Annotated in this window: 21 protein-coding genes; 4 read left to right on the top strand and 17 right to left on the bottom strand. The window is 68.2% G+C overall.

Going from position 1 to position 21,638, the window contains the following annotated elements; all coding sequences use genetic code 11:
• Positions 1-26 precede the first annotated feature (26 nt).
• Together AC1DGI_RS12485 and AC1DGI_RS12480 are read right to left on the bottom strand one after the other, a co-directional pair.
• Positions 27-722 (bottom strand): redox-sensing transcriptional repressor Rex, encoded by a 696-nt coding sequence (locus tag AC1DGI_RS12485; RefSeq protein WP_441403166.1) that lies wholly within the window; start codon positions 720-722, stop codon positions 27-29.
• A gap of 101 nt (positions 723-823) precedes the next feature.
• Positions 824-1,096 carry a glutaredoxin family protein gene (locus tag AC1DGI_RS12480; protein ID WP_441403165.1) on the bottom strand — a complete coding sequence of 91 codons (273 nt, stop codon included), beginning with the start codon at positions 1,094-1,096 and terminating at the stop codon, positions 824-826.
• A gap of 115 nt (positions 1,097-1,211) precedes the next feature.
• Here AC1DGI_RS12480 and AC1DGI_RS12475 point away from each other — a divergent pair, with 115 nt between their 5' ends.
• Positions 1,212-2,030: an HAD family hydrolase gene (locus AC1DGI_RS12475; protein WP_476899068.1), complete on the top strand. Its 819-nt coding sequence runs from the start codon at positions 1,212-1,214 to the stop codon at positions 2,028-2,030.
• 90 nt (positions 2,031-2,120) lie between these two features.
• Here AC1DGI_RS12475 and AC1DGI_RS12470 read toward each other — a convergent pair whose 3' ends face one another.
• The 4 genes from AC1DGI_RS12470 to AC1DGI_RS12455 all read right to left on the bottom strand — a co-directional run bounded on the left by AC1DGI_RS12470 (position 2,121) and on the right by AC1DGI_RS12455 (position 4,938).
• Positions 2,121-2,219, bottom strand: coding sequence for a 30S ribosomal protein bS22 (locus AC1DGI_RS12470; RefSeq protein WP_003792170.1), 99 nt, complete (start codon positions 2,217-2,219; stop codon positions 2,121-2,123).
• A 193-nt stretch (positions 2,220-2,412) separates the two neighbouring features.
• The gene (locus AC1DGI_RS12465; protein ID WP_441402758.1) at positions 2,413-2,625 is read right to left on the bottom strand and encodes a helix-turn-helix domain-containing protein; all 213 of its coding nucleotides are present in this window, start codon (positions 2,623-2,625) and stop codon (positions 2,413-2,415) included.
• A gap of 192 nt (positions 2,626-2,817) precedes the next feature.
• Entirely contained in the window at positions 2,818-3,930 is a 1,113-nt protein-coding gene (locus AC1DGI_RS12460; RefSeq protein ID WP_476899067.1) for a 3-deoxy-7-phosphoheptulonate synthase, read from the bottom strand.
• Positions 3,931-4,248: 318 nt separating this feature from the next.
• Positions 4,249-4,938, bottom strand: coding sequence for a FadR/GntR family transcriptional regulator (locus AC1DGI_RS12455; protein ID WP_476899066.1), 690 nt, complete (start codon positions 4,936-4,938; stop codon positions 4,249-4,251).
• Between the two features lie 230 nt (positions 4,939-5,168).
• Here AC1DGI_RS12455 and AC1DGI_RS12450 point away from each other — a divergent pair, with 230 nt between their 5' ends.
• Positions 5,169-6,377, top strand: coding sequence for an alpha-hydroxy acid oxidase (locus tag AC1DGI_RS12450; protein WP_476899137.1), 1,209 nt, complete (start codon positions 5,169-5,171; stop codon positions 6,375-6,377).
• Between the two features lie 36 nt (positions 6,378-6,413).
• Here AC1DGI_RS12450 and gdhA read toward each other — a convergent pair whose 3' ends face one another.
• The 3 genes from gdhA to AC1DGI_RS12435 form a co-directional block, all read right to left on the bottom strand.
• The gene (gene gdhA / locus AC1DGI_RS12445) at positions 6,414-7,751 is read right to left on the bottom strand and encodes an NADP-specific glutamate dehydrogenase (protein ID WP_476899065.1); all 1,338 of its coding nucleotides are present in this window, start codon (positions 7,749-7,751) and stop codon (positions 6,414-6,416) included.
• A 139-nt stretch (positions 7,752-7,890) separates the two neighbouring features.
• Positions 7,891-8,415, bottom strand: a complete 525-nt coding sequence (locus AC1DGI_RS12440; protein ID WP_441403630.1) for an ArsR/SmtB family transcription factor — start codon at positions 8,413-8,415, stop codon at positions 7,891-7,893.
• A 100-nt stretch (positions 8,416-8,515) separates the two neighbouring features.
• Entirely contained in the window at positions 8,516-9,739 is a 1,224-nt protein-coding gene (locus AC1DGI_RS12435; protein ID WP_476899064.1) for an acetoin utilization protein AcuC, read from the bottom strand.
• Positions 9,740-9,841: 102 nt separating this feature from the next.
• Between AC1DGI_RS12435 and AC1DGI_RS12430 the strand changes: the two genes are divergently transcribed.
• Together AC1DGI_RS12430 and AC1DGI_RS12425 are read left to right on the top strand one after the other, a co-directional pair.
• A complete protein-coding gene (locus AC1DGI_RS12430; RefSeq protein WP_476899063.1) occupies positions 9,842-11,275 on the top strand; it encodes a TrkH family potassium uptake protein in 1,434 nt (477 codons plus the stop codon).
• Between the two features lie 40 nt (positions 11,276-11,315).
• Complete coding sequence (locus tag AC1DGI_RS12425; protein WP_441402634.1) at positions 11,316-11,954, top strand: potassium channel family protein; 639 nt, start codon at positions 11,316-11,318, stop codon at positions 11,952-11,954.
• A gap of 45 nt (positions 11,955-11,999) precedes the next feature.
• Here the strand turns inward: AC1DGI_RS12425 and AC1DGI_RS12420 are convergent, their stop codons facing one another.
• The 8 genes from AC1DGI_RS12420 to topA form a co-directional block, all read right to left on the bottom strand.
• Positions 12,000-13,553 carry an FAD-dependent oxidoreductase gene (locus AC1DGI_RS12420; protein WP_476899062.1) on the bottom strand — a complete coding sequence of 518 codons (1,554 nt, stop codon included), beginning with the start codon at positions 13,551-13,553 and terminating at the stop codon, positions 12,000-12,002.
• 78 nt (positions 13,554-13,631) lie between these two features.
• Complete coding sequence (locus tag AC1DGI_RS12415) at positions 13,632-14,216, bottom strand: HhH-GPD-type base excision DNA repair protein (protein ID WP_441402631.1); 585 nt, start codon at positions 14,214-14,216, stop codon at positions 13,632-13,634.
• A 55-nt stretch (positions 14,217-14,271) separates the two neighbouring features.
• Positions 14,272-15,105 (bottom strand): pyrroline-5-carboxylate reductase, encoded by an 834-nt coding sequence (proC, locus tag AC1DGI_RS12410; RefSeq protein WP_476899061.1) that lies wholly within the window; start codon positions 15,103-15,105, stop codon positions 14,272-14,274.
• A gap of 242 nt (positions 15,106-15,347) precedes the next feature.
• A complete protein-coding gene (locus AC1DGI_RS12405; RefSeq protein ID WP_476899060.1) occupies positions 15,348-16,667 on the bottom strand; it encodes an RNA polymerase sigma factor in 1,320 nt (439 codons plus the stop codon).
• Between the two features lie 12 nt (positions 16,668-16,679).
• A complete protein-coding gene (locus tag AC1DGI_RS12400) occupies positions 16,680-17,015 on the bottom strand; it encodes a YciI family protein (RefSeq protein WP_476899059.1) in 336 nt (111 codons plus the stop codon).
• A gap of 118 nt (positions 17,016-17,133) precedes the next feature.
• Positions 17,134-18,150, bottom strand: coding sequence for a Ppx/GppA phosphatase family protein (locus AC1DGI_RS12395; protein WP_441400339.1), 1,017 nt, complete (start codon positions 18,148-18,150; stop codon positions 17,134-17,136).
• 81 nt (positions 18,151-18,231) lie between these two features.
• Positions 18,232-18,681 (bottom strand): SseB family protein, encoded by a 450-nt coding sequence (locus AC1DGI_RS12390; protein ID WP_441400337.1) that lies wholly within the window; start codon positions 18,679-18,681, stop codon positions 18,232-18,234.
• Positions 18,682-18,744: 63 nt separating this feature from the next.
• Entirely contained in the window at positions 18,745-21,483 is a 2,739-nt protein-coding gene (topA, locus tag AC1DGI_RS12385) for a type I DNA topoisomerase (RefSeq protein ID WP_476899058.1), read from the bottom strand.
• Positions 21,484-21,638: the final 155 nt, after the last annotated feature.

Raw genomic sequence — 21,638 nt, 5'->3', positions numbered from 1 at the left:
GGCGCGGGATCCGGAACAGCCGACAGCTAGTCGGCGTCGTCCGGGTCCTGCGCCCTTTGCGCGTGATAGGCGAGAATCTGCAGTTCGGTGGCCATGTCCACCTTGCGCAGATTGACGCCCGGCGGCACCTGGAGCAGGACCGGGGCGAAGCTCAGGATGCTGCGCACACCGGAGGCCACCACCCGGTCGCACACGCCCTGCGCCACCGCTGCCGGCAGCGCCAGAACGGCCATGTTGGCACCGGTGCGGTGCAGCACGGATTCGAGGTCCGCGGCGTCGCTCACCCGCAGCCAGCCCACCTCGCTGCCCACCACCATCTGGTCGGCATCGAAAATGGCCACGATGTCAAAGCCCCGCGATTCAAAGCCGCCGTAGCGGGCGAGCGCCTTGCCGAGGTTGCCCGCGCCGACGATCGCCACCTTCCAGTCATGGGTCAGACCCAGCGCCGCGGCAATGTGACGGTTCAAGTACTGCACTTCATAGCCCACGCCCCGGGTCCCGTAGGAGCCCACGTAGGAGAGGTCCTTGCGGAGGGTGGAGGAGCTGACGCCACAGGCCTCGGCCAGCGACTCGGAGGATACGCGGTCCACGCCCTCGGCCAGCAGTGCGGTCAGGGCGCGCAGATAGAGGGTCAGCCGGGCCACGGCCGCGGGCGGGATCTGCTTGGCGGCAGAACCGGCTCCCCCGGGCAGGGCATCGGGTGATGAATCCAGCGAAGTCACTATCTGCTCCATTGCGTCGCGTTGTTTCTCCACTCTAGAGCCCCGGGAGTTCGTGCCACAAAGCAGAGGGCGCGAGCACCGGCCGCCGGTTCAGGGAGCACTCAGGCCTGCTGGCCCAGCGCGCGGCGCAAGGTTCGGGCCAGTCTCGCCTCATCGATCCGCCAGAAATCCCGCTGGACGCCGTCCACCAGCAGCACGGGAATTTCCTCGGCATAGCGCTCGCGCAGGCCGGCGTCGTCGTCGATCGACTGCTCGGACCACTCGAGTCCCAGGGCTGCGGTGACGCGCCCGACGGCGTCGCGCGCGTCCGCGCACAGGTGGCAGTTGGCTTTGGTAATCAGGACTACATCGGGGGGCAGCACGGGTTTGGCCATGGATCCACGGTAGCCCCGCCCTGCGTCACGCGTCGAAGCGGCCCAGGGGTTCCCACGCGGTGCGGCGGCGTGCCTGCTGCGCATGCGGCCCGCTGGCATTGACTAGACTCGTGGCATGCCCGAGGAGAAGATCGTCGCTGTCCCCACGGGGCCGGATGTGCCACCGCAGCATGGCGAGGCCGCCTTCTTCGACGTCGACAACACCCTCATGCGGGGCGCCAGCCTTTTCCATGTGGCCCGCAAGATGCATCAGCGCGGGGCGTTCACCATTCCGCAGGCTGCCGGCTTCGCCTGGAAGCAGCTGATGTTCGTGCTCCGCGGCGAAAACATCGACGACGTCCACGCCGTCCGCGACACCGCCCTCAGCCTCGGCTCCGGTCTGACAGTCAAGGACATTGAAGTGCTCGGCGAAGAGGTCTACGACGAGATGATCGAGTCGCGGATCTGGCCCGGCACCAAGGCGCTGGCCGAACAGCACCTGCGCATGGGCCGCCGGGTCTGGCTCGTCACGGCGACCCCGATCGAGGTGGCAACCGTGATTTCCACCCGGCTCGGCCTCACCGGCGCCCTCGGCACGGTCGGCGAGATCCACGACGGGGCCTACACCGGACGGCTCGTGGGCGAGATCCTGCACGGGCCCGCCAAGGCCGTGGCGGTCCGCGGCTTAGCCGAGGCCGAAGGCCTGGACCTGGACCGCTGCTGGGCCTACAGCGACTCGCACAATGACATTCCACTGCTCGGCATGGTCGGGCACCCGGTGGCCATCAACCCCGACGCCCGGCTGCGCCGCCACGCGCGCGAACACAACTGGCCGGTCTACGACTTCCGGTCAGGACGCCGGGCGGCAACCCTGGGCCTCAAGGCCGCGACCGTCGGCGGGGCCATCTACGGCTTGTGGCGGGGCTTCTCCCGCTTCCGCGGCCCCGCGGCGTAAAGCCGCCCCGCAGCCGGCGCGCCCGCTCCGGGACAAAGAAAATGCCCGCCGCCGGGAAGGCAACGGGCATTGACGCTGTGTGAAGTAGTTCTACTTCTTGTTGCGACGCTGGTGGCGCGTCTTGCGAAGCAGCTTGCGGTGCTTCTTCTTGGCCATACGCTTGCGACGCTTCTTAATAACTGAACCCACGAAAGTTCCTTACCGGCTAGATGCATTACCTGCCCGTTGGGAAGGGTCCGCGGGCTAAGCAGCAGACTGCACAACTGACAGGTTCTTACAATGACGTAAAACGTTCCTTAACAGGGTACCGCCTATCGGGGGCACACCACGACCGCAGGCCTCGGGGAGAGGTCTGTTAAGGCCCCGCGGGACGGGAGAAAGCTCAGCCCGTCTCGGTGCGTCCGTCGACAACAGCACCCCTGAGGTACTGTTCGACGGCGGTTTCCGGAACACGATAGGAGCGGCCGAAACGCACCGCCGGCATTTCACCGGAGTGCACCAGGCGATACACGGTCATCTTTGATACCCGCATGACATCCGCGACCTCGGCCACGGTGAGAAAGCGCGCGTTGGAGAAGTTGGCCTCCGAAGACATTTCTCTTATTCCTTTTGCTCAAGCGAACGGCTGCCCCGTCTGAACGACATGGCGGTGTGCCGATGCTGAGCCATCAAACAACCATGTGCTAGATACTCTAGGGGTTCGTGGTGCCAATGTGAAAGCCTTACGCAGGAATTTGCCAAGGTTTTCCGCAGGATACCCGCACCGGCCGTCCTCCCGGTGCCGGGCTCAGCTTAGGGTGCGCCGGGTTCGCGCCGACGCCGCCAGCTGGCCGAGCACCGAGGCGGTGACGTCCCAGTCCATGCAGGCATCCGTGACGCTCTGGCCGTACAGCAGCGCGTCGTTCCCGGCGGCGTGTTCGGCGACGTCCAGGGCCTGCGCGCCGCCCACCAGGAAACTCTCCAGCATGATGCCGGCGATGGCCGCCGCCGAGGCACCCCCCGTCTCGAGCTGGGCGCCGATCTCCAGGGCCACCTCCGCCTGCCGGTGGTGGTTCTTGCCGCTGTTGGCATGGCTCGCGTCCACGATGAGCCGCGGGTTCAGCTGCTGCGCGGCAAGGCGGGCGGAGGCCGCTTCGACGTCGGCGGCGGAGAAGTTGGGGCCCTGGCTGCCGCCGCGCAGGATGATGTGGGTGTCCGGGTTCCCTGCGGTGCTGACCAGGGCGGCCCGGCCATCCCCGTCGATCCCCAGGAACGCCTGCGCGGCGGCCGCGGCGCTGCACGCGTCCAGCGCCACCTGCAGGCCGCCGTCGGTGCCGTTCTTGAAACCGATCGGCATGGACAGGCCGGAAGCGAGTTGGCGGTGGATCTGGCTTTCCGTGGTGCGCGCCCCGATGGCGCCCCACGCGACGAGGTCCGCCATGTACTGCGGACTGATCGGTTCGAGGAATTCCGTGGCCGTGGGCAGGCCCAGCGCCGTGACCTGGCGCAGGAACTGGCGGGCGGCGCGCAGGCCGGACGCAATGTCATGGCTGCCGTCGAGCCGCGGATCATTGATCAGGCCCTTCCAGCCCACGGTCGTGCGCGGCTTCTCGAAGTACGTGCGCATGACGATCAGCAGGTCCTCGCGGTGCTTCTCGGCCTGGCTGACCAAGCGGCGGGCGTATTCGAGCCCGGCCTTGGGATCGTGGATGGAGCACGGGCCGACGATGACGAGCAACCGGTCATCGACGCCGTCCAGGATGGCGCGGACCTCGTCCCGGCCGCGGCCGACGACGTCGGAGCCCCGGGCGTCCAGCGGAAGCTCCGCGATCAGTTCCTGCGGCGTGGGCAGGGCGGTGAATTCACTGATCCGCAGATTTGAGGTGGACTGCTGGCTTTCGCCGGCTGCTTCGATGCTCATTGTTCGGGTCCTGTTCCGGGGGTGCGGAGCGGGCCCTGGTCAGAACCCGCCGGAGAAATGGCGAAGGGCAGAGAATGATCTCTGCCCTGTTGGCTCTGAAGGTGGGTTGGATGCGTGTCAGTTAGACGCAGGCCCCTCCAGAGCCAACGAAAAATACGCATACCAACGGTTAGTCATGGCTCGACGATAGCCCCGCTCCCCGCCGGAGGGCAAAGCGGCGGCGTAATATTCCGACGGCGGTACTCCGGGCGCGGCCCGTTGGGCTGCGGCCGGCCGGCGGCGGGCCGCGGCGACGGGTGCTGCGCGAGCGGGACGGCGTCAGGCGCCGCCACCCAAACCCGCCTCCGCGTAGTAGCCCTCGATATGCTCCGCCACCAGCCCGGCAGCCCCTTCGCCGTCGTGCCGGTTGATGGCCGCCAGGATGTCCCGGTGTTCCTGGCGCAGCCGCGCCGCGGTGGCGTCCCAGTCCGGCAGGTTTCCGGTGAGCCGTCCGGCGTAGTCCTGGATGGCTTCGCGCAGGGAACCCATCATGGCGCTGACCACCGTGTTGCCGGCCGCGTCCGCGAGCGCCAGATGGAACCGGACATCGAGGGCGAGGAAGTCCTCCGTGCCGGCGCAGCCGTCCATCTGGTCCAAAAGGCGGGCAGCCTCCGCGAGGGCGGGCGAGTCGGGGCTGGCCCTGGCCGCGGCCCAGGTCTCGAGCAGCACGCGGGTCTGCACAATGTCCGCCACGGGTAAATGCGAGGTGGCCACGTGGAGCCGGAGGGCTGAGCCGAGGGCCGCCGTCGGATCCGAGATCACCACGGTGCCGGCGTCCGGCCCGGAACCCACACCTGCCCGGACCACCCCCATCGCCTCAAGGACCCGGATGGCCTCGCGCACCGAGGTTCGGGAAACGCCTAACTGCTCGGCCAAGGACCGTTCCGCGGGGAGCCTGCCGCCCACGACCAGTTGGCCGCCGGAGAGCTGGTCTTCAATCCACTGCAGGACGAGCCGGTGCGTACGCATGGCCACATCCTACTTGATGTGGTCCGACCACATCCCCTAGAGTGTGGTTGGACCACAGTGTTGGAGACGAGACGCCCCCGGAGGCCGCAGTGACGCAACCCATGAAGACCGGCACCCCCAGCAATCCCGAGGCGCCCACCACGCCGGAAGACACCGCGGCCGGCGCGGCAGGAAACTCGCCCGGCACGCCCGTTGACCGCGGCGCCCTGCCCGCAGCCTTGAAGCGCCGGATGCCGAAGTACGCGGACCTCGCCCCGCTGATGCAGTTCAAGAAGCCGGAATTCAGCCGCGTCGCGAAGCTGCGGCGGGCGAGCACGATCTGGGACCTGCGCGCCATGGCCAAACGACGGACACCCCAGGCACCCTTCGACTACACCGATGGCGCCGCGGAAGCGGAGATCACCCTGCGCCGTGCCCGGGAGGCGTTCCTGGACATTGAGTTCCGCCCCGGCATCCTGCGCGACGTCTCGAGTGTGGACCTCGGCACCGAGATCCTCGGTAAGGCCGCCCGGCTGCCGTTCGGGATCGCGCCCACGGGCTTCACCCGGATGATGCAGTCCGAGGGCGAGTACGCCGGTTCCCGGGCCGCCGCGTCAGCCGGCATCCCCTACACGCTCTCCACAATGGGCACCGCCTCCATCGAGGATGTGGCCGCGGCCGCCCCGGACGGCCGGAACTGGTTCCAGCTCTACCTCTGGACGGACCGGGACCGCTCACTGGAATTGATCGAACGGGCGGCCAGGGCCGGCAACGACACCCTCATGGTCACGGTGGACACCGCCGTCGCCGGCGCCCGGCTCCGTGACGTCCGCAACGGCATGACCATCCCGCCGGCGCTGACCCTGAAGACCGTGTTCGACGCCTCCTACCGGCCCGCGTGGTGGTTCAACTTCCTCACGCACGAGCCGCTGACCTTCGCCTCGCTCTCCCGCTACACCGGCACCGTAGCGGACCTGATCAACTCCATGTTCGATCCCACCCTGACGTTTGCGGACCTCGACTGGCTGCGCGAAACCTGGAAGGGCAACCTGGTGGTCAAGGGAATCCAGACCGTCGAGGACGCCCGCAAGGTGGTGGACCACGGCGCGGACGGCGTCGTGCTCTCCAACCACGGCGGCCGCCAACTGGACCGTGCCCCCATCCCGTTCCACCTGCTCCCGGACGTGACCGCGGCACTCAAGGCGGACCACAGCGACGCGGCCGTCATCCTGGACACGGGCATCATGAGCGGCGCGGACATCATCGCGGCGCTGGCGCTGGGCGCGGACTTCACCCTGATCGGCCGGGCCTACCTGTACGGCCTGATGGCGGGCGGTCGGGCCGGGGTGGACCGGGCCATCGAGATCCTCGCGACGGACATGCGCCGCACCATGGCCCTGCTGGGCGTCAGCCGGATCTCCGAGCTCACCCCGGACCACGTCACGCTGCTGTCCAAATAGTTCGGCCAGGCGCCAGGCGCCAGGCCATTCGCCCGCCTAGATGAGGCCCTGGGCCAGCATGGCGTCGGCCACCTTGACGAAGCCGCCGATGTTGGCGCCCAGCACGTAGTTGCCGGGGTCGCCGTACTCGTCGGCGGTGGCGGCGCAGCGGTCGTGGATGCCGACCATGATTTCCGTGAGTCGGCGTTCGGTGTGTTCGAAGGACCAGGAGTCGCGGCTGGCGTTTTGCTGCATTTCCAGGGCCGACGTGGCCACGCCGCCGGCGTTGGCGGCCTTGCCCGGGCCGAACAGCACCCCCGCCTGCTGGAAGACCGCGACGGCGTCGCGGGTGGAGGGCATGTTCGCTCCCTCCGCCACGGCTACGAGACCGTTCCGCACCAGCCGGGCGGCGGCGTCGCCGTCAAGTTCGTTCTGAGTGGCGCACGGCAGCGCCACGGTGGCGTTAACGTCCCAGACAGAGCCGCCCTCGACGTAGGAGACGGCAGCACGGCGGGCCTCGTAGTCTTTGAGGCGTCCGCGTTCGACCTCCTTGATCCGGCGCAGGAGGTCGACGTCGATCCCGGCCTCGTCCACGATGTAGCCGGAGGAATCGGAACAAGCCACCACGTTGGCGCCGAAGGCCTGGGCCTTGGCGATCGCGTTGATGGCGACGTTGCCCGAGCCGGAGACCACCACGCGCTGGCCCTCAAAGGACTGGCCGCGGGTCTTGAGCATCTCCTCGGCGAAGATCACCGTGCCGAAGCCGGTGGCTTCGGGGCGGACCAGCGAACCGCCCCACGAAATCCCCTTGCCGGTGAGGACACCGGATTCGTAACGGTTGGTGATCCGCTTGTACTGGCCGAAGAGGTAGCCGATTTCGCGTCCGCCAACCCCGATGTCGCCGGCCGGGACGTCGGTGTATTCTCCGATGTGGCGGTACAGCTCGGTCATGAACGACTGGCAGAAACGCATCACCTCGGCGTCGGACCGGCCACGGGGGTCGAAGTCGGAACCGCCTTTGCCGCCGCCGATCGGCATGCCGGTCAGGGCGTTCTTAAAGATCTGCTCGAAGCCCAGGAACTTGACGATGCCCAGGTAGACCGAGGGATGGAACCGCAGGCCGCCCTTGTACGGACCCAGGGCCGAGTTGAACTCCACCCGGAAGCCGCGGTTGATCTGGACGCGTCCGGCGTCGTCCACCCAGGGCACCCGGAAGATGATCTGCCGCTCGGGCTCGCAGAGCCGTTCCAGGATGGCGGCTTCCAGGAATTCGGGGTGCCGGTCGTGCACGGGCCCGAGGCTCTCGAAGACTTCTGTGACCGCCTGGTGGAATTCGGTTTCGCCGGGATTCCGCGCTAGTACCGTGTCCCGGACAGCTTCTAGCCGCGCGTCCATGTAACTCCCTAACCCTGGGCGCCCGTGGTTGGGCGCAACAATATAGCCTTTCCATACTGCACCGCGCCGGGCCGGGAATGCCATTTGAGCGCCACGGCCGGGCGCTTGTGACGCCGGGCGGGTGACGGACAGGCAGGGGCTATTTCTTGCGGCCGAACTTCGGCAGGCTGGCGAGCAGATCCGCGGCCCTTGTGGCGGCCCGGCCCACCGAGCGGCCGATTTGCTGTGGTTTCGAATCCTCCGCCGCGGTGCCGACCGGGATGGCCACTGCCGGGCTCAGCACACCGCCGGCGCTCCGTTCCGGGACCGCTGGCGCAGCCTGTGCAGCCGCGGCGGCAAGGGTGTCCGGACCCGTTGGTGCGGCGGCAGCGGGCGGGGGTGTCGGTTCCGCAGCGGCCGGGCGGCCGACGTCGAAAGTCTCGAGCCAGCTGGCGACGCCGGCCAGCGGCTTGGGGTTCAAGGCGTAGTAGCGCTTCTGGCCCTGGGCGCGCATGCTGACGAGGTCCGCTTCGCGCAGGACCTTGAGGTGCTTGGATATGGTGGGCTGGCTCGCTTCGAGCTCCTGGACCAGTTCCCCTACCGCTTTGTCCCCCTCGCGGAGGGACACCAGAATGTCGCGCCGGGTTGCCTCAGCAATGACGGCAAATACGTCGTCTGTCACCATGCCCTCCACACTAGCGACATATACGCCGGATGGCATCCACCAGTTGCGGACGTCCGCCGGCGGGGCCACCCGGCGCTCCCGGCGGCCCCGATGGGAGGGCTCAGTCGAACCAGGGATCCAGTCCGTAGAGCGGGAAAACTTCCTTGCGGGTCGCCATGACGGTGCGGTCCACCTCGTCGTTGGGGTCGAAGCCGACCTCCCACGAGCGCCACCAGAGGTCGACGTCGTCGCCCATCACCGTGGGCGGCTCCACCCCGTACTTGGCCCCGTACTTCTCCTGCACGTAGTGCCGCCAGTCCTCCGGGACGGGGGTCCGGAGCGGGACCGGGCGGCCGGCCGCAATCGCGATCAGGTGGCTCCAGGACCTCGGGACCACCGTGATCACGTTGTAGCCCCCGCCGCCGGTGGAAATCCACCGGTTCTCGCAATAGCGGGCCGCGAGGTTGCCGATAGCCGTGGCCGCCTCGCGCTGGCCGTCCACGCTGATGTTCAGGTGCGTCAGCGGGTCCAGGCGGTGCGAGTCGCAGCCGTGCTGGCTGACAATGACTTCCGGCTCGAACGCGCCGATGAGTTGGGGCACGACGGCGTGGAAGGCGCGCAGCCAGCCCGCGTCCCCGGTCCCGGCCGGCAGTGCCACGTTGACAGCGCTGCCAAGGGCGTTCGGGCCGCCGATTTCGTTGGCGAAGCCCGTCCCCGGGAACAGGGTCAGCCCGGTCTCGTGGAGCGAAATCGTCAGGACCCGCGGGTCGTCCCAGAAGATGCTCTGCGTCCCGTCCCCGTGGTGCGCGTCGACGTCGACATACGCCACCCGCTGCACCCCGCCGTCGAGCAGGCGCTGGATCGCCAGGGCGGCGTCGTTGTAGATGCAGAAGCCGCTGGCCCGTTCGCGGGAGGCGTGGTGCATGCCGCCGCCGAAATTCACGGCCCGGACCGCGCTGCCGTCCAGGACCGCGGCGGCCGCGAGCAGCGACCCGCCGGCCAGCCGTGCGCTGGCCTCGTGCATGCCGGCGAAAGCCGGGTCATCCTCGGTGCCGAGGCCGCGTTCCAGCTCGGGGGTGTCCGGGTCCGCACTGACACGGCGGACAGCGGCGACATATTCCGGGCTGTGCACGGCGGCCAGTTCTTCGTCGCTGGCAACCCGGGGCGCCGCCACCGTGATGTGGTCCAGGTCCAGCAACCCCAGGCTGCGGGCCAGCCGGGCGGTGAGTTCCATCCGCTCCGGCGCCATCGGATGGTTGTGGCCGAAGTTGTATGCCGTCATGGCCGAGTCCCACACCACCGTCGTCGGCAATGCGGTCTGGGCGAGTCCGGGCAGCAGGGTCATCAATCACAGGCTACCCGAGCGCACCGTCCGGTCCCCCGTCCCTGCGCGGAATATAGTGGTTTACTACTGAGGGACGCCGTTTCAACCAAGGACACTCCACCCATGACGCAAAGCCAGTCGAGGTCAGCGAACCCGGCCAGCTGGCACCCCGGCCAGCCGGAGCGTGAGGGCCTGTGGATCTTCACCCGGTTGCGCGACTTCGTCGACAACATCGCGAACACCTCCCCGGCCCGGCTGGCGGTGACGGTGTTCGTCGTCGTTATCCTGGTCTTCACTGCCCTGCTCACGCTGCCCGTATCCTCGGCCGCCGGGCAGGCGACACCGCTGCACCAGGCCCTTTTCACCGCCGTGTCCGCCGTGTGTGTGACCGGGCTTACCGTGGTGTCGACCGCCATTCACTGGTCCTTCTTCGGCCAGCTGGTCATCCTGATCGGCATCTTCGTCGGCGGCCTCGGCACCCTGACCCTGGCATCGCTGCTGGCCCTGATGGTCAGCAAGAAACTTGGTGTCCGCGGCAAGCTGATCGCCCAGGAGGCCATGAACAACGCCGGCCGCCTCGGCGAGGTAGGCGCCCTGCTGCGGATCGTCATCGTCACGTCCGTGGTGATCGAGACCGTCCTGGCCGTTGCCCTGATTCCGAGGTTCCTGGCGCTGGGTGAAAGCCTGGGCCAGGCCGTCTGGCACGGCGTGTTCTACGCGATCTCCGCCTTCAACAATGCCGGGTTCACGCCCCACTCGGACGGCATCGTCCCGTACGAGACAGACCTGTGGATCCTTGTTCCCCTCATGGTCGGCGTCTTCCTGGGCAGCCTCGGCTTCCCGGTTGTCATGGTTCTGCTGCAAAACGGCCTGAGCTGGAAGAAATGGAACCTGCACACCAAGCTGACCATCCAGGTCTCGCTGATCCTGCTCGCCGCCGGCGCCGTCCTCTGGGGGCTGATGGAGTGGGACAACGTGCGCACCATCGGCGGCATGGACGTGGGCGACAAGGTGACGCACTCGATCTTTGCCTCCGTGATGACCCGCTCGGGCGGCTTCAACCTGGTGGACCAGAACCACATGGATTCCACTACCATGCTGCTGTCCGACGCGCTCATGTTCGCCGGCGGCGGTTCCGCGTCGACCGCCGGCGGTATCAAGGTCACGACCATCGCGGTGATGTTCCTGGCCATCGTCGCCGAGGCCCGCGGCGACGCGGACGTCAAGATCTACGGCCGGACCATCCCGGAGGGCGCCATGCGGGTGGCCATCTCGGTGATCGTCGCCGGAGCCACCCTGGTGGCCGTTTCCGCCCTGTTGCTGCTGCAGATCAGCGGCGCCTCGCTGGACCGGGTGCTCTTCGAAACGATTTCCGCGTTCGCCACCGTGGGACTGAGCACCAACCTCAGTGCCGAACTGCCGCCCGCCGGCGTCTACGTCCTCACGGCGCTGATGTTCGCGGGCCGCGTCGGCACCGTCACCCTCGCCGCTGGACTGGCCCTGCGCCAGCGCAGCCAGTTGTACCACTACCCGGAAGAGAGACCGATCATTGGCTAGTTCCCCAGGCGCCGTTAACCGCCCCGCCCACAACGCGCCCGTGCTGGTGATCGGGCTGGGCCGCTTCGGCGCGTCCACCGCCGAACAGCTGGTCAAGCAGGGCCGCGAGGTGCTGGCCATCGAACGGGACCGGGGCCTCGTGCAGAAGTGGGCGAGCGTGCTGACCCACGTGGTGGAGGCCGACGCCACCAACATCGACGCGCTGCGCCAGCTTGGCGCTCAGGAGTTCAGCTCCGCCGTCGTCGGCGTCGGCACCTCGATCGAGTCCTCGGTGCTGATCACTGTCAACCTCGTGGACCTCGGCATCGAACATCTCTGGGTCAAGGCGATCACGCCCTCGCACGGCAAGATCCTGACCCGGATCGGCGCGAACCACGTCATCTACCCGGAGGCTGACGCCGGCGTGCGCGCCGCGCACCTCGTGTCCGGCCGGATGCTGGACTTCATCGAGTTCGACGACGACTTCGCGATCGTGAAGATGTACCCGCCGCGTGAAACCGTGGGTTTCACCCTGGACGAATCCAAGGTCCGCTCGAAGTACGGGGTGACGATCGTCGGCGTGAAGTCCCCGGGCGAGGACTTCACCTACGCGCGGCCCGAGACCAAGGTCTCCGCCCGGGACATGCTCATAGTTTCCGGCCACGTGGACCTGCTGGAACGGTTCGCCGCCCGGCCGTAGCACCGCCGCTGCACCGTCGTAGCACCGCCGTCGCGCCCAGGGAAGCTAGGCGTCCCCGCCGGCGGCAGCGGGACCGTCCAGGGCCGGGCTGGGAGCCAGGTTGCGCGTGGCCGGCCCCTGGATGACGGTGCCGTCAGTGCTGAACCGCGAGCCGTGGCAAGGGCAGTCCCAGGTGATGTCTGTCGGGTTGAACTCCACGGCGCAGCCAAGGTGCGTGCAGACGGCCGAGACCGCGTGCACCTCCCCCGCGGGGCTGACGTACACGGCCGTTTCGGCCCCTTCCACATCCACCACCCTGCCCTCGCCGGGAACGACATGGCCCAGGTCCACCTCCCGCGGGGCAGCGGCCGGAGAGATAGCCGGGGCAGCGCCGTCAGCGCCCGGCACCCTCTCCGCCGGACGCGCCGCCGGCGTTCCGCCCTCGTTCCGGGTGCTGTCGAACACCGCGGCCCACGGGTTGTCCCGGCCGCACAGCGTGTCCCGGAGGATTAAGGCAGCGGCGGTGCCGTTGGTGAGGCCCCATTTTCGCAGGCCGGTGATGACGTGGAGATGCCGGGATTCGGGCCCCATGCGGCCCACGTACGGCAGCCCGTCGGCAGGCATGGCGTCCTGGGTGGACCAGCGGTAGCCGATCTCACCGGCGCCCAGGCGGTCGCGAGCGAAAGCCGCGAGCCGCCCGTACCGTTCGGCGGAATCAACGCTCTCGGTGGCCCGGTGCCCTTCCCCGCCGACCAGCACGTACCCGCCGCTCTCGACGTCGGCGGTCAGGATGGAGCGCATCGGTTCGTCAACGCTGATAAAGGTTGCGTCCAGCGCCGGAACCGAGCTCCGGGCGGCGACGACATACGAGCGGTGCGGGTAGCATCGGCCGGCGAACCGTCCGTTGTCCCCGAACGGCAGGTTTGTCGCCACGATGACTTCCTTCGCCCGGACTGATCCCCGTTCCGTGGCCACCACTGCCGGAGAGCCGTCCCGCACACCCGTGGCGGGCGACTCCTCAAAGACGAAGCTGCCATCCCCGTCCACGGCCCGGGCCAGGCCCTGCACGTACCTGAGCGCGTGGATCTGGGCCTGGCCGTCGAACCGGACGGCACCCCTGACCGCGAAGGGCAGCGGGACTTCTGTGGTGAAAATTGCCGGCAGCCCCAGCCGCCCGGCCAGCACCGCTTCTTCCCGGACCAGCGCAAGCGCGGACTCAGACTCGGCATAGGTGTAGTTGGCCACCCGCCGGAACCCGCAGTCGATCCCCTCCGCCGCCACGACGCCCGCCACATGTTCAATTGCTGCCTCGTTGGCCTGCCCGTAGGTGCGGGCGGCGTCGGCGCCGTGGCGGGCGACAAGGCCGGAGTAGGCGAGCCGATGCAGTGAGGTGACCTTGCCCGTGGTGCTCCCGGTGACGCCGGTGCCCACCCGCGCCGCCTCCAGCACGGCCACCGTCTGGCCCGCCCGCTTCAGGGCCAGCGCGGCGGTCAGTCCCGCGATACCACCGCCAATCACGGCCACATCCACGTCCAGCGGCGCGTCGAGGGACGCATAAGTGGCCGTTCCGCCGGTGGCAGCCCAGAGGGAAAGGAATCGTCCTGCCGGCTGTTCATACACGGTCCCGACCTCCACGCGCTAGGTTCCTCCGCCGTCGGGCGCGTTCCTTCCGGCGTCGCTGGCTCAACGACCGCAGAATCAGGGCCCGGCGGTCTTCCCGGCCTTCGCGGCGGCCTTGGCTGCCTGCTTGCTGGCCCGCACCTTGCCCAGCGACTCCGGATCCACAATGTCGGCGACGGACAGGAAGGCGTTCTCTTGGCCGTAGTGGCCCGCGGCGTCGCGCCAGCCTTCGGCCCGGAGCCCACACTGCTTTCCCAACAGCGCCAGGAAGATCTTGGCCTTTTGTTCGCCGAATCCCGGCAACGCCTTGAGCCGCCGCAGCACCTCCTGGCCGTCGGGCTCCCCCTGCGTCCAGATGGCGGTGGCGTCGCCGTTCCAGTCACTGTGCACCGTCTCGGCGAGGGCCTGGACACGACCGGCCATGGACCCGGGGAACCGATGGACGGCGGGGCGTTCTTTGAACATCTCGACGAACCCTTGCGGATCGTAGCCGGCGATCGCGGCCGGGTCCATGGACCCCATCCGCGTCCGGATCTTTTCGGGACCCGCAAAGGCCGATTCCATCGTCACCTGCTGGTCGAGTAACATGCCCGTGAGCAGGGCAAACGCGTCGTCGCTGAGTAGTTTGTCGGCCGCGGGATCCCCGGTGATGTGCAGTTCCATGGGACCTATCCTGCCACCCGGTCCGGCCTTCGTCATGGGTGCGGCTGCCTCGCGGCTAGCCCAGCTGTTTGGTGATCTCCGCGGCCCGCTCGGCTACGGCCCGGACGCCGGCGCTGATGATCGCGGGGAGGCCGCGCTCATTGAAGGTCGCGATGGCCCGTTCGGTGGTGCCGTTCGGGCTCGTCACTGCCGTGCGCAACGCGGTGGGATCGGCGCCCGGTTCGGCGAGCATCATCCCGGCACCGGCCACGGTTTCGCGGGCCAGCAGCAGCGAGAGCTCGGCGTCGAGGCCCAGTTCGACGCCGGCTGCCGCCATCGCCTCCGCCAGGTAGAAGGCGTAAGCCGGCCCCGAGCCGCTGATCGCCGACAGCGCGTCCACCTGCTCCTCGGGAATCTCCACGACGGTGCCGACGGCAGCGAGGATGTCCTTCACCCGCTGCAGCTGCTCCGCCGAACAGTGCTTCCCGGCGGAGACAGACACGACGCCGCGGCCCAGTTTCGCCGGAGTGTTCGGCATCGAGCGGATCACGGGCTGCCCGGCCGGAAGTGCAGCCTCCAGTTGTTCCAGCGACACGGCGGCGGCGACGCTGACCACAATGGTCTCCGGCGAGAGTGAGCCACTGATCTCGTGGGCCAGCGCGGCGATGCCGACGGGCTTGACGCCCAGGATCACGACGGCGGCGCCGGTAGCGGCCTGCGCGTTGTTCTCCGGTTCTTCTTCGCCCGCGATGGCCGTAATCCCGTGATGCCGTTCGGCCAGTTCGGCGGCCCGTACTGCCCGTCGGACGGTGGCGACGATGTCCGCCGGGTCCGCCCCGCCGGCGATCAGGCCACCCATGATTGCCTCGTTCATTGACCCACAGCCCAGGAATGCGATTCGGTTGCTCATGCCCCCATCATTGCAGTCCGCCCCGATTCACAGCCAGCTCACATCTTCAGCGCAGGTTGTTCTCAAACTCGGTGATTAGCGTAGTTATTACCTCATTGAGGGGTGCGAGTGATGATATGGCAGTCATGCGGATGTCTGCCGGCACCGGTGGTTTGCAGCGGGTTTCCCCCATTTTTCCCGCAGCCGACCGCCGGTGCCATTCTCTTTTTAACGTGGCTCTAGCCGGCGCTGCTTGATCCGGTTCAGTCCCCGGTAACCCGCTTCGCCTCGGCTTCCCGCACGCGCGCTTCCAGGAATCTCCGGTCGGCCGCGTTTCCGGCCAGCCGCAGTGCTGCGCTGTACGCTGCGGCCGCTTCGGCAGGGCGGTCCAGCCGGCGCAGGAAATCGGCCCGGACGGCGTGGAACAGGTGGTACCTTTCCAGCCTCAGCCCGTCGACGAGGCCCAGGGCAGCTTCCGGGCCCTCCACCTCCGCGAGTGCCACGGCGCGGTTGAGGGCCACGACCGGCCCGGGAGCGACTGCGACGAGCTGATCGTAGAGCCGGAGAATCTGGCGCCAGTCCGTCTTTGCGGCTTCAGGCGCGTCGGAGTGGACCGCATTGATCGCGGCCTGAAGCTGGTACGGCCCGGGCTGATTTCGCCGCAGGCACTGGCGCACCAGTTCCTGGCCTTCCCTGACCAGGGCACGATCCCAGAGCCCGCGGTCCTGATCGGCCAAGAGGACGGGCCCACCGCCGGCCTGCCGGGCGCCCCGCCGTGATTCGGTGAGCAGCATCAAGGCCAGCAGGCCTTTGACTTCGGGTTCGTCCGGCATCAGGGCCGTCAGCAGGCGGCCCAGCCTGATGGATTCCCGGCAGAGGTCCTGCCGGGGCTCGGGGCCTCCGGAGCCGGAACTGTAACCCTCGTTGAAGATCAGGTAGACCACCGCGAGCACCGGCGGCAGGCGGGCCGGGAGCTCCGCTCCGCGCGGCACCCGGTACGGAATCCTGGCGACCCGGATCTTTGTTTTGGCCCGGACGAGGCGCTGGGCCATGGTGGCTTCGGGCACCAGGAACGCGCGGGCGATTTCCGCCGTCGTCAGTCCGCCCAGCAGCCGCAGGGTCAGCGCCACCTGGGCGTTGACGGCCAAAGCCGGGTGGCAGCAGGTGAAGATCAGCCGCAGCCGGTCATCGTCCACCATGCCCTCCCTGGAGAGTTTTGCAACCACATGCTCCTCGGGCGTCGGTACTGCCGGAGCGAGAGCTTCCGCCAGCATTACTGCCTCGAGCTGTCTGTCGCCGCGGCCGGACTCGCGGCGCAGCCGGTCAATGGCCCGGTTTCTTGCCGTGGTGATGATCCAGCCCGCGGGGCTCGGCGGCAGACCGGTTGAGGGCCAGCGCCCCACCGCCAGGGTGAACGCGTCCTGAACGGCATCCTCGGCGGCGTCGATGTCGCCCAGCACGCGGGTCAGGACGGCGACCGCACGACCGTATTCGCGCCGGAAGACGGCCGCGACGTCCGCCTCCGCCGCGGGTGCCCGGGCGGGCTCGGGCGGCGGGGCGGCGGACAACGATTCGCTGGCCATTCGCGGTGGCACCTAGTGCTGGACGGGCCGCACTTCGATGGGCAGGGTGGTGGCGCGGGCCAGTCTCCCTGCCCAGCCGAGTGCGGCGTCGAGGTCCGGCGCCTCTATGACGGTGAAGCCGCCGAGGTGCTCCTTGGCTTCTGCGAAGGGGCCGTCCGTGATGAGCACCTCGGTGCCTTGCTGCCGGACCACGGTGGCGGTGTCGGTGGGGTGGAGCCCGGCGGCGAAGACCCAGACACCGGCAGCCTTCATGTCACGGTTCAGAGCCTCAAGGTCCTGCATGATGGGCGCCAGGACTTCCGGGGCCGGTCCGACGGGCTGGTAAACGCTGAGCAAGTACTGTGCCATGGTGCTGTCCTCCTCGACAATGGGCCGGCTCCGTGTCGGCCTTTCACCTACTAGACGAACGGCGTGCGTCCGGATCGACAGGTACGCGGCCGGCTGGCCAGGCGCCGGCGGAATACATTCATCGGACCGGCGCCATGGCGTCGGGCGTCTGCGGCTCGGCGGGGACACGGGTCTGGGTGACGTGGGGCGCGGGCTGCAGCGGCCCCTCGGAGACCAACTGGTCCAGCCTGCGCAGGATGAGTCCCTCCCGCAGCGCCCACGGGCAGATCTCCAGGCTGGGGAATTGGAACAGCTCGAGGGCGGCCTCGGCCACCAGGGCTCCGGCCAGCAGTTGCGGCGCCCGGGCGTCCGAGACGCCCGGGAGGTGGAGCCGGTCATCGATCTGCATCGCGGAAATCCGCTGCGCCCAGAGGCCCAGGTCCGACGCGAACAGTTCCCGCTTGACGTAGGGCCCCGCCGCGCTGGGGGCCGCGCCGGCGATGCGCGCCAGCGAACGGAATGTCTTGGACGTGCCAGCGACGAGGTTGGCGCGGCCCAGCTTTTGGAAGCTACGGACCGCGGGTTTGAGCGTGGCTCGGATATAGCGGCGCAGCTCCTTGACGCTCTTGGCCGACGGCGGATCGTCGTGCAGCCAGTCCCGGGTCAGCCTGCTCGCCCCGAGCGGCACGGACAGCGCCAGCTCGGGCAGTTCGTCCTGGCCCAACGCCATTTCGAAGGAGCCGCCGCCAATGTCGAGGTCAAGGATGGGTCCGGCGCCCCACCCGTACCAGCGGCGGACGGCGAAGAACGTCATGGATGCCTCGTCGCTGCCGGACAGCTCCCGGAGCGTCACGGTGGTCTCATGTTTGACCCGGGCCAACACGGCGGCCCCGTTGGTCGCTTCGCGGACGGCCGAGGTGCAGAACGCCAGCAGATCCTCGGCCTTGTGCTTGGCCGCGAACTCCCACGCCTCCAGGACAAACTCGATCAGCTCATGTTGCCCGGCGTCATTGATGTTGCCGTCCCCGTCGAGGAACTGCACCAGGGACAGCGGGCGTTTGTGGGAGGCAAAGGCAACCGGGCGCGCGCCGGGGTGGGCGTCCACCAGGAGGAGGTGGACAGTGTTGGACCCGATATCGAGGACGCCTAGCCGCATGCTGCCATTATTCTCCCCGGACGGGCCCTGCCCTAACCGGGCACCCTAAGCGGGCTTGGTCCCTGGGCTCGTCCCCCCGGGCTAGGCCTGGTTGCCGTCCTCGGCCGCGTCCGGCTCCTCCTCGGAGGGCTTGAAGTCGCGCCGGATGTTGGCCACGCCCTCCGGATCGATTTCGAAGCCGAAGGCCGCCCCGGGGTTGATGACCATGCCGAGCTGGTCCCCGAGGTTGCCGAGGATCGCAGCGCCCTGCGTGCCCAGCACATTCGGGGCCGCCGCGAGGTACTGCTCACTGACGCGGCTCGGGTGCGAGAAGACGGCCAGTACAGGTTGGCCCCCGGAGTTGGCGAGCACGAGCGGCTCGACTTGGGAATCGGGGCCGTCGACCGTGTCGGAGCTGACGATGTAGACCTCGTTGTTGAGGAAGGACAGAATGACGTCCACCGGGTTGGCGTCCGGCTGCTCCCCCCGGGCGAGCTTCTCCTCGAGGTCGTTGAGAGGCTGGAGATCCATGGGTGCTGGCTGTTCAGTCATGTTCCTACTCGATCACGTTCGGGCCGGGCACCGCAATTCCGCGTTGCCCCGGCCGCCCCCGCCCTACTTCTTCGCGACAGCCTTGCGCGCCGGGGGCTTGCGGGCCGTCGTCGTGCGCTTAACCGGTCCCTTGGCGCGCTTTTCGGCGAGGAGTTCGACGGCGCGTTCCCGGGTCAGCTCCTCGATCGCGGTGCTCCGGGGCACGGTGATGTTGGTGACGCCGTCGGTGATGTACGGGCCGAAGCGGCCCTCCTTCACCACAATGTTCTTCTCCGAGACCGGATCCGGGCCGAACTCGGCCAGCGGCGCTACTGCGGCGCGGGCGCCGCGCTGCTTGGGCTGCGAGTAAATCTCCAGCGCCTGGTCCAACGTGATCGTGAAGATCTCCTCCTCCGAGCCGATGGAACGGGAGTCGGTGCCCTTCTTCAGGTACGGGCCGAAGCGGCCGTTTTGCACCGTGATCGGGTTGCCCTCGGTGTCCTGGCCGAGAACCCGCGGCAGGCTCATGAGCTGAAGGGCCTCATCCAGGGTGACGCTGTCCACGCTCATGGAGGCGAAAAGCGATCCGGTGCGCGGCTTGGCCTTGACCGGCTTCTTCGGCGGCTTCGGCTTGCCGTTCTTATAATACTCCACCGGCTGGTTGGCGAGCTGTTCCTCGGTCATCTCCGGGATGATCTCGGTGACGTACGCGCCGTAGCGGCCGTTCTTTGCCACGACCGTGTGCCCGGTGTGCGGGTCCGCGCCGAGCACGCGCTCCTCGGGGGCGGCGGTCTCCATCAGCTCGATGGCCTTGGCGGCGGTGAGTTCATCCGGGGCCAGGTCTTCGGGGACGTTGGCGCGGGCGGACTCGACCACCTCGCCGGTCTTCGGGTCCACGGTGGGGACGGAGCTTTCCAGGTACGGGCCGAACTTGCCCACCCGCAGGGTGATTCCGTCCGTGACGGGGATGGAGTTAATCTCGCGGGCGTCAATCTCGCCGAGGTTGTTCACAATGCTCAGCAACCCCGGCTCGGAGTCCTCGCCGAAGTAGAAGTGCTTGAGCCACGCCGGGCCGGCCGCCTGGCCGTTGGCAATCTTGTCCAGGTCCGCTTCCATGTCGGCGGTGAACTCGTAGTCCACATAGTCGTGGAAATGCTGCTCGAGGAGCCGGATCACGGAGAACGCGATCCAGCTCGGCACGAGCGCGGACCCCTGCTTCCGGACGTACCCGCGGTCCTGGATGGTGGAAATCGTGGAGGCGTAGGTCGACGGGCGGCCGATGCCGCGCTTTTCCAGCTCCGCGGTCAGGGAGGCTTCGGTGTAGCGCGGCGGCGGCGAGGTTTCGTGCCCGACGGCGACGATGTCCGAAGCGGTGAGCGCATCGTCCTTGGCCACGTTGGGCAGCCGGCGTGCTTCCTCGGAGTCCTCGTCCCCGCGGCTCTCGTCCTTGCCTTCTTCGTAGGCCGCGAGGAACCCGGGGAAGGTGATGACGGTACCGGAAGCGGAAAATTCGGTGTCCCGGCCGGCGGCCGCGCCGCTGGCGGTGACGGCGCCGAGCCGGATCGTGGCGGTGGAACCCTTGGCGTCGGCCATCTGGGAGGCGACGGTGCGCTTCCAGATCAGCTCGTAGAGGCGGAACTCGTCGCCGGAGAGCTGCTTAGCGACCTGCGCCGGGGTGCGGAAGGAGTCGCCGGCGGGACGGATGGCCTCGTGGGCTTCCTGCGCGTTGGCCGCCTTGCCGGTGTAGACGCGGGGCGCCTGCGGGACGTACTCGGGGCCGTACAGCTCCGAGGCCTGGCGCCGCGCGGCGGTGACGGCCTCGTTGCTCAGGGCGGACGAGTCCGTACGCATATAGGTGATGTAGCCGTTTTCGTAGAGGCGCTGGGCCACCTGCATGGTGCTCTTCGAGGAGAAGCGCAGCTTGCGGCCGGCCTCCTGCTGCAGCGTGGAGGTGGTGAACGGCGCCGCGGGACGGCGGGTGTAGGGCTTGGTGTCGACCGAGCGGACCCGGAAGTCGGCGTCCTGCAGGCCGGCGGCCAAGGCAGTGGCGAGTTCCTGGTCAATGTGCACGACGTTGCGCGAGGTGAGTACGCCGTCGTCGTTGAAGTCCCGGCCGCTGGCGACCTTGGCACCGTCGACGGCGGCCAATTTCGCTTTGAAAGAGCCGGAATCCGCGCCGAACTGGCCGGTCAGATCCCAGTAGGCCGCGGACTTGAACGCCATCCGCTCGCGTTCGCGGTCCACCACCATGCGGGTCACGACCGACTGCACGCGGCCGGCGGACAGGCCGCGGGCCACCTTGCGCCACAGCACCGGGGAAATCTCGTAGCCGTAGAGGCGGTCCAGCACGCGGCGGGTTTCCTGCGCGTCCACCAGATCCTGGTCCACATCGCGCAGATTGTCCATCGCGCGGTGGATGGCTTCCTTGGTGATTTCACCAAAGGTCATCCGGTACACCGGCACCTTGGGCTTGAGGACTTCCAGCAGGTGCCACGCGATGGCCTCGCCCTCGCGGTCCCCATCGGTTGCGAGATAGAGGGCGTCGGCGTCCTTGAGAGCAGCCTTGAGCTCGGTCACCTTTTTCTTCTTGTCCGGCGACACCACGTAATACGGCTTGAAGTCATGGTCAATGTCGACGGCGAACTTGCCCACCGACGTTTTCTTCAAATCTGCAGGGAGCTCCGAGGGCTGCGGCAGGTCTCGGATGTGACCGATGGAGGCCTCAACGATGAAACCTTCGCCGAGGTACTTGGCGATGGTCTTACTCTTGGCGGGAGACTCCACAATCACGAGTTTCTTGCCGGTGGGGGCCTTGCTTGGCACGGTGCTCCTACAGAAAATGGTGGCTCGGGCAGATGCGCCCATACCCGCCTAGTTCACCATATTTTGCAGATTCCCGCGCATCCGGCCCCGAAATGGACACGGCGCGACACCCGATGCGTGCGCGGTACGCAGCTAGGGACGGGCTGTTAGGGACC

Source organism: Arthrobacter sp. 05N428_2 (assembly GCF_056397065.1).
This window is presented reverse-complemented; position numbering and strand designations above follow the sequence as displayed.

Excerpts from the sequence above, each read along its gene's own strand:
- AC1DGI_RS12465 (WP_441402758.1), bottom strand. The coding sequence starts at position 2,625 with ATGTCTTCGGAGGCCAACTTCTCCAACGCGCGCTTTCTCACCGTGGCC.
- AC1DGI_RS12455 (WP_476899066.1), bottom strand. The coding sequence starts at position 4,938 with ATGCGTACGCACCGGCTCGTCCTGCAGTGGATTGAAGACCAGCTCTCC.
- proC (WP_476899061.1), bottom strand. The coding sequence starts at position 15,105 with ATGAGCAACCGAATCGCATTCCTGGGCTGTGGGTCAATGAACGAGGCA.
- AC1DGI_RS12405 (WP_476899060.1), bottom strand. The coding sequence starts at position 16,667 with ATGGCCAGCGAATCGTTGTCCGCCGCCCCGCCGCCCGAGCCCGCCCGG.
- AC1DGI_RS12390 (WP_441400337.1), bottom strand. The coding sequence starts at position 18,681 with ATGACTGAACAGCCAGCACCCATGGATCTCCAGCCTCTCAACGACCTC.
- AC1DGI_RS12400 (WP_476899059.1), bottom strand. The coding sequence starts at position 17,015 with ATGGCACAGTACTTGCTCAGCGTTTACCAGCCCGTCGGACCGGCCCCG.
- AC1DGI_RS12440 (WP_441403630.1), bottom strand. The coding sequence starts at position 8,415 with ATGGTGACAGACGACGTATTTGCCGTCATTGCTGAGGCAACCCGGCGC.
- AC1DGI_RS12415 (WP_441402631.1), bottom strand. The coding sequence starts at position 14,216 with ATGGAACTGCACATCACCGGGGATCCCGCGGCCGACAAACTACTCAGC.
- AC1DGI_RS12395 (WP_441400339.1), bottom strand. The coding sequence starts at position 18,150 with ATGCGGCTAGGCGTCCTCGATATCGGGTCCAACACTGTCCACCTCCTC.
- AC1DGI_RS12450 (WP_476899137.1), top strand. The coding sequence starts at position 5,169 with ATGCCGAAGTACGCGGACCTCGCCCCGCTGATGCAGTTCAAGAAGCCG.
- AC1DGI_RS12435 (WP_476899064.1), bottom strand. The coding sequence starts at position 9,739 with ATGACCCTGCTGCCCGGACTCGCCCAGACCGCATTGCCGACGACGGTG.
- AC1DGI_RS12475 (WP_476899068.1), top strand. The coding sequence starts at position 1,212 with ATGCCCGAGGAGAAGATCGTCGCTGTCCCCACGGGGCCGGATGTGCCA.
- AC1DGI_RS12430 (WP_476899063.1), top strand. The coding sequence starts at position 9,842 with ATGACGCAAAGCCAGTCGAGGTCAGCGAACCCGGCCAGCTGGCACCCC.
- gdhA (WP_476899065.1), bottom strand. The coding sequence starts at position 7,751 with ATGGACGCGCGGCTAGAAGCTGTCCGGGACACGGTACTAGCGCGGAAT.
- AC1DGI_RS12460 (WP_476899067.1), bottom strand. The coding sequence starts at position 3,930 with ATGAGCATCGAAGCAGCCGGCGAAAGCCAGCAGTCCACCTCAAATCTG.
- AC1DGI_RS12480 (WP_441403165.1), bottom strand. The coding sequence starts at position 1,096 with ATGGCCAAACCCGTGCTGCCCCCCGATGTAGTCCTGATTACCAAAGCC.